The 12,454-nt window shown below is 38.2% G+C and carries 10 protein-coding genes; 2 read left to right on the top strand and 8 right to left on the bottom strand.

The features are described from left to right. Position 1: 1 nt before the first annotated feature. From FD20_RS07130 to FD20_RS07120, 3 genes are all read right to left on the bottom strand, one after another. Entirely contained in the window at positions 2-337 is a 336-nt protein-coding gene (locus FD20_RS07130; RefSeq protein ID WP_057737235.1) for an Arc family DNA-binding protein, read from the bottom strand. A gap of 79 nt (positions 338-416) precedes the next feature. Further along, complete coding sequence (locus FD20_RS07125) at positions 417-3,347, bottom strand: DUF3427 domain-containing protein (RefSeq protein ID WP_057737159.1); 2,931 nt, start codon at positions 3,345-3,347, stop codon at positions 417-419. Beyond that, positions 3,340-3,759 carry a (deoxy)nucleoside triphosphate pyrophosphohydrolase gene (locus tag FD20_RS07120; RefSeq protein WP_057737158.1) on the bottom strand — a complete coding sequence of 140 codons (420 nt, stop codon included), beginning with the start codon at positions 3,757-3,759 and terminating at the stop codon, positions 3,340-3,342. The genes FD20_RS07125 and FD20_RS07120 overlap by 8 nt, the downstream gene beginning before the upstream one ends. A 194-nt stretch (positions 3,760-3,953) precedes the next feature. On the opposite strand from FD20_RS07120, the gene FD20_RS07115 reads away from it, so the two are divergent. Both FD20_RS07115 and FD20_RS07110 read left to right on the top strand, forming a co-directional pair. Then, on the top strand, positions 3,954-5,138 hold the full coding sequence (locus tag FD20_RS07115) for an ArgE/DapE family deacylase (RefSeq protein ID WP_057737157.1): 1,185 nt from the start codon (positions 3,954-3,956) through the stop codon (positions 5,136-5,138). Positions 5,139-5,244: 106 nt separating this feature from the next. Next, on the top strand, positions 5,245-6,579 hold the full coding sequence (locus FD20_RS07110) for a dihydrolipoyl dehydrogenase family protein (RefSeq protein ID WP_057737156.1): 1,335 nt from the start codon (positions 5,245-5,247) through the stop codon (positions 6,577-6,579). A gap of 108 nt (positions 6,580-6,687) precedes the next feature. Here the strand turns inward: FD20_RS07110 and FD20_RS07105 are convergent, their stop codons facing one another. From FD20_RS07105 to FD20_RS07085, 5 genes are all read right to left on the bottom strand, one after another. Continuing rightward, complete coding sequence (locus FD20_RS07105) at positions 6,688-7,581, bottom strand: VOC family protein (protein ID WP_057737233.1); 894 nt, start codon at positions 7,579-7,581, stop codon at positions 6,688-6,690. Positions 7,582-7,586: 5 nt separating this feature from the next. Further along, positions 7,587-8,219, bottom strand: a complete 633-nt coding sequence (locus FD20_RS07100; protein WP_057737155.1) for an alpha/beta hydrolase — start codon at positions 8,217-8,219, stop codon at positions 7,587-7,589. A gap of 283 nt (positions 8,220-8,502) precedes the next feature. Next, complete coding sequence (locus FD20_RS07095; protein ID WP_057737153.1) at positions 8,503-9,048, bottom strand: phosphoribosyltransferase family protein; 546 nt, start codon at positions 9,046-9,048, stop codon at positions 8,503-8,505. A gap of 3 nt (positions 9,049-9,051) precedes the next feature. Next, positions 9,052-10,128, bottom strand: a complete 1,077-nt coding sequence (locus tag FD20_RS07090) for a hypothetical protein (protein WP_057737151.1) — start codon at positions 10,126-10,128, stop codon at positions 9,052-9,054. A gap of 329 nt (positions 10,129-10,457) precedes the next feature. Beyond that, positions 10,458-12,296, bottom strand: a complete 1,839-nt coding sequence (locus FD20_RS07085; protein ID WP_057737149.1) for a hypothetical protein — start codon at positions 12,294-12,296, stop codon at positions 10,458-10,460. Positions 12,297-12,454: the final 158 nt, after the last annotated feature.

Here is a 12,454-nt window from a genome sequence, read left to right as displayed (position 1 = left end):
ATCAAAGTTCAACCGGTCTCAGCGTTAATATGTTGCCATTTGCTTCAATCACGATATAGCTCTTACGTGAATCAAAATCCAAATTACTTTCAATCAAATAACGATAGAAAATTCCGTTAACCTGTACCAAACCATTATCCTGATCAATCTGCTTACTCGAAATAACTTGACCAATGAATTGACGATGTTCAAGTGAGGTAACTGGCTTATCAGCCATTCCCAATTCATCTTCAATCATTGTCTGCAGCATGCTGTTAACGCTTCTATTTTGCTTTTTTGCGCTTTCCTCAAGCCTTTTCTTCAAATCTTGCGGCAAACGCAATAAAAATGTTGCCATCTTATCCAAGATGATCACTTCCTTGCAAGTTGAGATCTTTTCAATTGATATCCTTATGATATCATTAAGATATCATAAGTCAACTATTTATTTTATCATCTCCAGCAGTCAGCATCGTGTAATAGCGCTGCTGTACAGGTACTTTAAGCCGTAGATCCAAGGCTACAATTGCTTTTTTGCGTCCATTTTTACCTAGAATCATTTTTTCCGATGCTGAGCTTCTGATTATTTCACTCTCGCCCAAATAAAAAAAATCTTTGCCTTCAGCATCACTTTTTTTGACAAATAAGTGAATTTTTACAACCGGTTTTCCTTCCTTGTCAGTTTGCAACAATCTCTGTACTTCATCCGAATAAAGATGACGCGGGCTGCGCGTAAACCAGTGAATAATAGATGTACTTAGAAATTCGTTCTCATAGTTTTCACCCTTACGTTTGCCACTCGTATCCTTTGTGTAAGTTATAAAAATAGGACAGTCATTTCTACCAACACGATATCCATACATTGGTGCACTCACATCTTTTTTCCAATTCAAAAGACGACAAACATCTTTGCGCGTGTACTTTTGATAGAGAGTAAAAGGAGTTGAATGATCAAACCTTTTTGCCTGTGTCAAACCTGTTTTAATAACGTCATTAAACAAACACTTGAAAGATGTATTTGTGTCGAGCATCTTTAAAAGCCGCTGATTCAAATAATATCTCCCCTCTTCATGATAAACTAATGGTTCTCCACCATATCTAGCTGATTTAAATTTCTTGCCTGCTTTAACATGAAAAAATTCAAGACTTAGAATTGTATCTACTGATTTCAAAACAGCATTATCTGCATAACATCCTTCAGTATGCAATAAGTTAGCAAATTTTGCTTCCGTAATCATGCTATTTTTCTCCAATTCTTGTAATAACAACAGTTCGTGACTCCTCATCCCATTTAATAATTCCTTTGTTAAAAAGTATAGAGTCTGATCTTGATAAGGAACCAACTTGATATCTTCTTTCATTTTTAAAAGGAAATGATAGTAATTAGGAAAAAGATTACTATTTGCAAAAACCATTGGATCAATTGAACCATACTTCTCAAAATCAATAAGTAAGGGAATTCTTCCAATCTTGCGTTTTAATTCCTGATAATCTTTGCGCATCTCCATCAATGAATCAAGCTTAGTTGCTTGAATCGAAGCATATATCTGCTGCCGTGCAATTTCAGTGAAGTTGATCGTAGAAATTCCAATAGTTGGTTGCATACTAACTTCAGCACGTGCGCTATCCTTGCTCCGCGACCTGTCTCCTGTTAATGCCATTGGTATTAAATAATTATTTTTGTAATTTCCAATAAAATCCAAAATCGTTACATAGTCCTTATGCGGAAACTTGCGCAAACCACGTCCAAGCTGCTGAATAAATACTATACTAGATTGAGTATTACGCAGCATCACAATCTGATTAAGACATGGAATATCAATTCCTTCGTTAAAAATATTAACAGTCACTATGTATTCGATTTCTCCATTTTCAAGCATTTTAATCGTTTCTTCACGTACTTTAATCGTCTCATCTGTAAGTGCAATTGCTGGGTGGCCCTTTTGGGTCATCAGCTTTGCCAGTTCATATGCCTCTTTTTGACGACTGCAAAAAAGCAGCCCATGGACTTTGTCACCTGAACACCCGTAATATTCCAACTGTTGCAGCACATAATCGATTCGTGGTTCGGAAGCTAAGTGCCGCAAAGGTGCTTTGTCATCAATTAGTTTCCCCTGATATTCATAATCTTGAAGTCCGACATAATGAAATGGTGCTAACATCCGTTCATTCAACGCATCCTGCAACCTGATCTCATAAGCAATATTATAATCAAATAATTGATAAACGTTAAAATCATCAGTTCGTTCTGGTGTCGCTGTCATTCCCAGACAGAACTCCGGCTTAAAATAAGCTAATACGCGACGATAGCTTTCGGAACCGGTTCGATGCGCCTCATCAATAAGAATATAATCAAACTCATCTGGATCAAATTGTTTAAGCCTTTCTAACTTAGAAAGTGTTTGAATTGTTGCAAACAAATACTTTGCTTTTTTATCAGTGTGATGACCCGATAAAATACCGTAGTCACTTGCTGGACCACCAAGCACTTTATGAAAGCTTGAACGGGATTTTTCCAAAATCTGTTCACGATGGACGATAAATAAAAAACGATGTGGTTTAAATTGACTGACATCAAAGGCACCCAGGTATGTTTTACCTGTTCCAGTCGCGGAAATAACCAAACCACGCTGCTCGCCGGTCTGACGCAACTCCTGTAATTTTTGCAAAGCGTGTTGTTGCATTTTATTTGGTGCAATCACTGAATCCGTTGAATATAATGCTTTTCGCTCGTTAAGTCGATCTGTTCCTTCAACAATTTCAACTCTTTTTTCTGAAAAAAGATGTTCATATTCATTTAGCCATTTGGATGTCAACGGTTCGGCTTCTGTCCAAGTACGTGAAATTTCAGTGTTGATCTGCTTAGTGATTGCTCCTTCTGCATACGAAGTAAAACGTATATTCCACTCATAATTGCGCAGCAATGCCGCTCTTGTCAGATTAGAACTGCCAATGATCACTGACTGATAATTCTGCTTTGCATGTTGAAATAAATAACCCTTAGCATGAAAACCTGGTTGTCGCACTATTCTAACATTCACGTTCGGAATTTTCAGCAGTTCGGCAAATACCTTTGGGTGGTTAAAATACAAATAATTTGAAGTTAAAATCTTTCCCTGAACACCATGTGAATTGAGATCGACAAGTACGGCTTTCAGTGGTGTCAGTATATCATCGGTAATAAAAGCAACCGCAAAAGTAAAACTTGAACAGCTATTTAATTCAAATCTGATACGTTCCCAAACTGTCTCTTGCTCACTGTTATTCAATAACTGCGGAGAAAATTCGGCTGCTGCGTAATTTTGATTCCGATCAACGTAACCATTTAAAATAGCAGATTGCAGCTCGTTCTTTATAATATCAGTCATCAAAATTCACCCTTCTCAAATCAGTCTGTGCAATTTTTTCAATAATCGGCCAATCAACCGGCGGCCATTCCAAGCTGCGTAATTCTGATGATCTAACCCAACAAATCTGGCTATGCGCGACCAGATTAAAGTTTTGAGTCAGCAATTTTGCATAATAAACCGTTAAATGAACCCTTCCAAAGCTATACTCGTAATCCGCCGTTACTGCAGCTTGCGGCCCAATGATAATTTTGTCAGAAAATTCCTCCTCAAGCTCTCTTTTAAGAGCTTCTTGTGGGGTCTCATTTTCTTTGATTTTGCCGCCAGGAAATTCCCACATCCCTCCTAGAGTCCGATTATTTTTTCTTTTTGCTGCTAGAATTCGATTATCATTAAGCAATGCTGCGCCCACTACATAAATTTCTTTTTTCAATTTAGCTGCCTTATCCTTTCATTATTCCTATATGCATTGAGTATAACAAATACTTTGTCATTTCTCTGATTCCAAAGTTCAATATTCAAAATATGGTTTTTTAATCATTTTAACGTGAAAGAATTCATAAAAAGTGTATAATTACAAAATGAGTAAAATTAAGACTTTTAATATATATCAATGAGGTGCAAATAATGAATGACCAGAAAAAAATTGAGATCCTCCAAAAAATTATTCAAATTAATTCAGTTAACTCCAATGAAACTCAAGTTGCAGATTATATAAGTTCACTATTTTCCAAATTCCCTGAAGTTGATATTCAAAAAATCGCTTATGCCCCTAACAGAGACAATCTTGTGCTGACAATCGGCAAAAATAAAGGCCCAATGCTAGGACTGACCGGTCACATGGATGTTGTTGCACCTGGAAACCTTGAAGATTGGAACTATGATCCTTTCTCCGCAACAATTGCTGATGATAAAGTTTACGGCCGAGGTGCTACTGATATGAAAAGTGGTTTAGCAGCACTCGTAGTTGCATTACTTGAACTGTTAGAACACAAAATAGAGCTTCCTGGAAAAATTCGTCTTTTAGCAACCGTCGGAGAAGAAACAGGTGAATACGGTGCAGCTCAACTGACTAAGGAAGGATTTGCTGACAATCTAGCCGGTCTACTCGTTGCTGAACCGACCTCTAACATGCAAAATATTGTCTATACTGCACGCGGTGTAATTGATTACAAAGTCAAATCATACGGCAAAACGGCTCACAGTGCCGAACCCCAGCTTGGAATCAATGCAATTGATAATCTAATTGTTTTTTACCATCTTGCTTTAGAAAGGCTCCTTAAGTTCAACAAAACTGACCCTGTTCTTGGTGGTGTAACTCATAACATCACTAAAATAAAAGGTGGTGAACAGGTCAACAGTATTCCTTCGTATGCCGAATTGATGGGGAATATCCGTACTATCCCAGATTATCCAAACCAGTACTTTTATGACGAATTGGAAAAAATCATTGCCGAGTTAAACCAAAAAGAAGGTTTCAAGTTGGCAATTACATATAGTTTTCCTGAAGAAGCTATTTCTGGCAAACCCGATTCGCAAATTATCAAAATTGCACAAAAAACACATCAGACCGTTCTGGGCTCTGCAGCCAAGATAACTGGTAGTTCCGGTGCAAATGATGGTGCTGAATTTTTGCAGGCGAAAGGTGATTTTAATAGTATCGAACTTGGCCCCGGTTCAAATACTTCGCACCAAAGCAATGAATATGTTGAAATAAGCGACTATCTGAATGCAGTCAAATTCTACAAACAATTTGCATTAGATTTTCTTCAAAATAAACAAATCAGAAAAACCATTTCTGAAACTGATTAGGAATATCATTACTGATACTTTTGGTGTATTGAGCATTTACTTTGTCCAAATAGCTGGCCTGCGCTACTGTTGAGTAGAGAGAAAAAACAATAGGAGGCTGGTTATATTGGAAAATGAGTACGATTATGATGTCCTATATCTTGGAAGCGGCCATGGCACTTTCGATGGTGCTATACCTTTAGCGGCTAAGGGTTTCAAAGTTGCCATCGTTGAAAGCGGCTTGATTGGTGGCACTTGCCCCAATCGCGGCTGCAATGCCAAAATTACGCTGGATGCCCCTGTTCCCTTGCAACGACAGGCTGAGGATCTGCAAGGTATTGTCACTGCACCGGTAGCATTGAATTGGTCTGAGACAGTCAAGCATAAGCATGATGTTATTAAGGGTCTGCCTGATTTTATAGCTGGCTTGCTAAAAAATAACGAGGTTACTGTTCTTCATGGTCATGGTAAACTCCTAAATCAGCACACAGTTGATGTCAACGGTCAAAGTACAACTGCTGCTAAAATAGTCATTGCAACTGGGCTGCGCCCGCACCACATGGATATTCCCGGTAGTGAATTGGCACATGATAGCTCTGAATTCATGGACTTAAAAGAATTGCCAGCTAAAATAGCAATTATCGGTGCTGGTTACATTAGTTTGGAGTTCGCCACAATTGCAAATGCCTTCGGTTCAGAAGTTACTATTTTAATGCACGGTCAAAAAGCTCTCCGTAAGTTTCATCAGCCATTCGTCGAACATATTATCGCCGATTTGGAAAAACGAGGTGTGCATTTTGTACGTAATGCTGCTGTATCGCGTCTTGAAAAGCATGGTATGGGAACAACTGTTCATTATGCTGGTAATAAAGCTGTTCATGTTGATTGGGTTCTTGATGCAACTGGCCGCATCCCCAATGTTGAAAATATCGGGCTTGAAAACACCGGTGTTGAGTATGATAAAGACGGTGTTATCGTTAATGATCACCTTCAGACAACAATTCCCAATATTTATGCAAGTGGAGACGTCATCAAGAAATCACAACCTAAATTAACACCAACAGCTATTTTTGAATCAACCTATTTAATGCATCTTTTGGCTGGTGAAACGAGTGCCGCTATCAACTATCCAGCAATTCCTTCTGTTGTTTTCACATCGCCACGCATTGCACGCGTCGGTGTTCCTGTTGAAGAAGCGGAAAAAAGCGATGAATACACAGTGGTTAAAAACAATGTCTTAGATAACTGGTATCGTCAAGTTACACGTGAAACATTTGGTGAGAACGCCCTTGTCTTCGACAAAGCACATCATCTTGTCGGTGCAACAGAAGTCAGTGAACATGCTGAAGATGTTGTTAACAGCCTGCTCCCAGCTATTGAACTTAAGCTGAAACCAGAACAAATTGAACGCATAATTCATCTCTTCCCAACTATTAGCTCGGCCTCATGGGAACTGCTGTAAAAAATTAATTTTTACTTTAGCACAAAAATCCAGCAAGAAACTGTTAATCAGATTTCTCGCTGGATTTTTATTTTGACTTCTGTGATATATATAATATGGAAACCAAAATCACTGTGTACTTTCCCAGAAGGACTCAATCTGTATTTGAATACTGATTCCATTTGGATCTGTAATTGATAGAACACCGGTCTTGTCTTTTTCATACACAACATCATGCTCTTGCCAATGCTGCTCTATCCTTGCCAATTCAATTGTATTTTCAACAAAAAAAGTGTAGTAATCCAAGCCTATATCATTTTTATCCATAGCAGGAATATTCTTCCCTGTCCAAATATTAGTTCCAATATGATGATGGTAACTTCCTGTTGCAAAAAATTTGGCTTGATTTCCAAAATTGGTCTTTAGCGACAAGCCTAAAATATCGTTATAAAAGGTCTGCGTTGCTTTTAGTTCTGAAACTTTAAGGTGTACATGGCCTACTTTAGTCCCCCGCGGGAATCCATTCCATTTCCTATCAGATGCATCAATAACGCCTTGAGCATCCATTTCAATCGTAATTGCCGGGATCTCACCATCTTCACGTACATCCCAGTAACGACGAGGTTTATCATGATACACTTCAATTCCATTACTTTCTAGATCAGTTAAATAAAGGGCCTCGCTGTATCCATGATCACTTGCTCCGATAAAAGGCGCTTTGACTGTCAAATAATGAATTAGAGCATTGCCTAAATCTCTGCGGCTTGGAAGAAGAAAAGCTACATGATACAGTCCTGTTTTTCTTGCAGCTGGAGCAGCATCCTCAACTTTATTCAAAATAAGCAGTGGAGTCTCATCGTTTTCAGCTCCCAAAATACTTTGTTTTTCTGTTTTTTGTATTATCTTCAACCCAATAACATTTTGATAAAAAAGAGTTTGTTTCTCTAAATCAGCCACCTTCAAAGCAACGGTCCCCGTATGCGTGTTCTCTGATAATCTGAACTTTGGTATAACTGCTGGCATTGTCATCAAACCTTTCTTCTTAACCAATTTTTTAAATCACTAACTGTTTTGCGATGTACTCCATGACCAATCGGATATTCCCGGTAAAAAACATGGTATCCGTGTTTTTGCAGATAATTAGCGAGATACTGCCCTGTTTGAGGTGCGAATAGTGGATCTTTCTCGCCTTGTGAAACAAAGATTTCTGGATACTTCACATCATTTTTGTCAATAAACATTCTTTCAAAAAAAACGGGCAGGCGTCCGCTTAACACTATTCCGCCTCTTAGCCATCCAGGATAAAGCAAGCTTAAACTGACCGTCAGAATTGCTCCCTGGCTGAACCCTAAAATAAATTTGGGTTGTTTTGCGATTTTTTCTTTGCTTAATATTGCATTGATCTGCCGATAAACAGCGGAGATTACCGGTCCGATTACCTGCTCCTCTGTCTGTTGCGAAAAATCAGGCTCAAAGAATGCAAAACCATTTCCAAATGGGATATTACCTTGAATATGCAATTGAATAACTGGAGTTTCAAAAATCCCAAGCAAAGGTCTTAAGTCGTAAAAGTTTGACCCCATTCCGTGCATCGTAATCACAATAGGAGTCTTTGCCTCAACTTTTTCCTTTGGATAAAGAAGTTCATACCGATAACCCATTCAACCATCTCACCTTCATATAACTATTGGTATCATTATATACACTTGTTATTAGTAAGTATATTTTTTGTTCTCGTTCGGAAATATGCAACCACAAAAGGAAATACTGAAACATAGAATATAGATTTTCATGTAATTTGAATTAAAATCTGCTTGCATCATTTAATTATATGTTCAAAAAAATTGATTGGCAGACGCAACAGCTGAGATAGCTTAGAGTGCAAAAAAAAGCTGTAGCAAAACGTTCGTTTTGCCACAGCCCATTTCTACATCTTTAAAAAATTTACAACTTGAAAAGCGGTAGTTCTTCTAAAAACTGAATATCTTTACGTTTAGCCGCTGATCCCTCAGCTAAAATAGCAAAACGATCAACTACATCTGCTTCTGCTTTGTGCAGCAATTTTGCGGCCGCTGCTATTGAGCCACCACTACTAATGACATCATCAATAATGACAACTTTTTTCCCTTTCAATAAAGCAGCATCATTTCCATCAATTACAAGTTTCTGTTGGGCACTCGTTGTAATTGCACTAACTGGAACGCTTAGAGGTGCATGCATGTAGTCTTTAATACTCTTACGTAAAACCACATACCGCGGTTTATTCAAAAAATGGCACATTTCCTGCGCCAATGGAATCCCTTTGCTTTCCATAGTTACCAGATAATCAAATTCGAAGTCTATTTTTTGAGCTAATCTCTCAGCCGCATAATGAGTTAGTTCAGCATCACCCAAAAGAACAAATGAGGCGATTGCTAATTCATCGTTAAGTTTTATCAACGGTAATTGCCGTGTTAAATTATCTATTCGAAGCTCATAATATTTTTCCAACTACTATACCCCCAGCCCTAATAATGGCAGAACAAATTTTAAGGCAGCGCCTGTTACTAACCCTGCAAATGGATCAAAAATAGCTGTCACGACTAGAGTAATTGCAGCAATCGTCATTCCAGAACCAGACATAGCTGCAGCTGCATTTTCGGGAAAGATCACAACTGCACCTAAGATGAACAAGAAACCTGCAATTGAGGTACTAGGAACATAGCGGCCGATCTTAGGAAGCCAACCTGCAAATAATATCACAGCCATAATCAGCATCATTAGAATTCCCGCAATCACTGGTTCAGGAGCACTGGCAGTTGCCGAAATAATCGTTTCAACTGGAGCACCACCTAGTAAACTCGTTCCCATGTCTGCTATTGCCTGCGTTGTCGTCAACAAGTTCAAATTAACCGGATTCGGTTTAACCCCCGTCATTTGACCAGTAATCAATCCATAAGAAATATTAGCCCCAATATTCAAGCAAGCCAGTCCAAGCGCACCGCGCAAAATTCGCAGATTGAATTGTGGACGCATAAAATTAAATTTTCGTTCTGTTACATAATTAGGAAGTTCCGCACGATAATGCTCAATTTTTACTGCATAGAGGCTGGAAAAGACTACGGAAATTGTAATCGTCCATACTAAATCTTTAGTTATTAAATATGTAACTGCCGCTAAAGCGATTGAAATCCAGCCTACCTTGCGCTGCTTTTTGGTCATTTCAATTGCAATCTTAGCCAGCATCAATCCGACACCAGCCATCATCCCTGTCATGATATTGTTTCCCAGATAAGAAACGATCTTTGTTAAAGTTCCAGTTAATCCGATGAAAACCATGATTAGCGAACCGCCAAAGATAATTGAAGTCCGTTCACGAATCGTTTTACCGAGATTCCCAGTCAACGCTAATGATTCAGCTTGAAAGGAAAGCGGCGCCACAGATCCATAAAACCCGTTGATCGCTGAAGCAAAAACAAATGAAAAAGTTGTTGGAAAGACCGCAAATCCCAATCCCATTGCCATTATACCTTGCGGAATTCCGTTCAAAACAACTCCGAGTGCTGCCATTAAGTCAGCTATAAAATGCATAATAATTTCTCCTTGCAGTAAACGTTTTACACTTTTCAGTGTTTATAGTTCGTATTTATGAACTATTTTATTATAAATAACCTCTTATAGCAATCATTTTTTACAATATTATGAACAATAAAAAAGCAGCCCTGTATTTAAGACTGCTTTTTCACCTGAAAACATAGGCGTGTACTATAAGTCAGTAAAATTTGAGCACTAAAGCAAAGCTACGAACACAGCTTGTTCCTTTGCTATGAAATGCAAAGTTAGCCGGGAAATTTTGACTTATAAACCACATTGCTATGGAATCCACAAAAGAACTAGAATCAAAAGTCAGTTTTTGACATTCATCTCTTCTTTTTACTAAACGTTTTAAATCCGAACAATGCAGCTACTGAAAAAAGTATTATTCCTGCTAATGAGGCTGGAGCATCCTTTTCTTCTCCAAGCTGTGGAAGTGAATAATTAGATCGTTTTTGACTTTTCTGTTTGCGTGTTGGAAGAAGTGCTGTCTCGTGTGAGGATGAATCACTTTTTTCATCGCTGCCTGAAATTTTCAACCTGCTTGTCACCATTTTGTTGCTTGAACCATTTTTTCTAATTAACTGCTGTTTTTCTTTTCTTAGAGCTTCAACTTGTACCAATTTTCTTGGTTCTGAGTGCATACTTTTTAGATCTTGTAGAGTCGAAAGTTCATTCTGATAATTCAGATACAAAGCTCCTAAGGCTGTCTCATGCAATGTATTAATTTGATTTAACTCGGCCTGCCGCTGACTTTGAAGCAGTATTGAAGCATGTTGACTTTCATTCTTGATGTTTAAAATATTTGCTTTGGCTATGCGAACACCCTCATCAGCTTCGACAAATGCAGTTATAGCAGCAGCACGTTTACCTTCAATAAACGCCTCCGAAGTTAACTGAACATCTGGTGCTTGAGTATTCTTCGAGCCACTTAACTCTGCCATTTCAAAAACCAGCTGATATGGATAAGTCATATTTTTATTGGCTTGAACACCAAATCCCATGTATTCTGCATTCTCGAAGTTCAATAAATGTCCATTATAATGAGCTTTATCCTGCCATATCATCGCCGTGATTGCATTCAACGTTTCCACTTTTAGCTGCAGTAATGTCGTTTCTTGTGAAATAGAGACTCCAAGATTTTCCCCCACTAAACTTAAATCATATTTTGAAAAAATCGCTGTTTCTTGATTATTAAAAGTAATGTGCTCAAAATCTTTGTTTTCTTCGTTTCGTAAATTGATTAATTCTAAAGTAGCCTCTTCAACGTTTTGATTATAATGAATTTGATCCATTCCATTGGCTGTACGCCAATTATTCAGTAATGTTAGCGCATAATCTGCCAATTCATACTGCTGATCATGTGTTAAAGTTCCGTTGATCTTATCCGAAGTGTCATTTTCTCCATTGTAGCCATAAAAATCATAATAGGTCGGCGCTGCAGCGTTCGTTATTTGTGGTTGAATCAAGTGAGTTGGAAGATCACCGTCTGCATTGACCACATGTCCTGTTTGATAAGCTTTCGCAGGATCATCTGTTTGTGCAATCGGAACTGCCGCTTTAATCTCCTCTTTTGCCGAATTTTGAGCTTGGGTTTGTGCTTGTGCAAGTTTTGCCTGTGCCTCATTTTGCTCCTGATCATTGTCCTGTTCTTGCTGGTCAGCTTGAGTATTGTAATCGTCATTGACCTTAACCGTTTTTTCGGTCAAAGTCTTATCAGCTAAATTTTTATTGTTCGTGTAATTTGCAGTTACTTCTGTGACCTGCTGTTTTGAGCTTACACTCTGCTCAGCTTTACTATCGGTTGCTGCCGCAACAGTTTTGCTCTGCTGCTCTTCCTTAGCTGAAGAACTGCTGCTTTGACTTGACGTTTCTGACTGCTGCCGTTGTGAAACTGTTTCCTGCCCATTCTTATTTTCCGAGGTCTCACTGCTATTAGACACCATATTGCTAGAAGAGCTGCTGCTTTCCTGATCATTCCCAGTTGAGACTGATTTTTCGGTCGTCTGGACAACGTTATCCGCCATAATCTCATCGTTATGTACTGTAACAAGTGTTAGTGCTGTTATTGTTGCTGCTGTTGCTGTAATAATTTTTTTCCTTTTTTCCATAAAAACCAACTCCGTATCCCGTTTCTTTTTATCAACAGCATGGTCCATGATCATGTGCCAAAAGGTCTTTTATCTGCTTTTCTATCATTAATTTATCCCTAATAAAACAAACACTAGCATAATGCATTTTAAGGCACAATAGTAAAATAAGAACCAAAACAGTACAGTAGTACATGCATTTCAATAATTGTCATTCAGCACATACTCTACAT

Origin of the sequence: Liquorilactobacillus uvarum DSM 19971, from assembly GCF_001434935.1 — a bacterium.
GTDB classification, from domain to species: Bacteria; Bacillota; Bacilli; order Lactobacillales; family Lactobacillaceae; genus Liquorilactobacillus; species Liquorilactobacillus uvarum.
The sequence above is the reverse complement of the archived record's forward strand: the minus strand, read 5'-3'. Positions and strand labels throughout refer to the sequence as shown.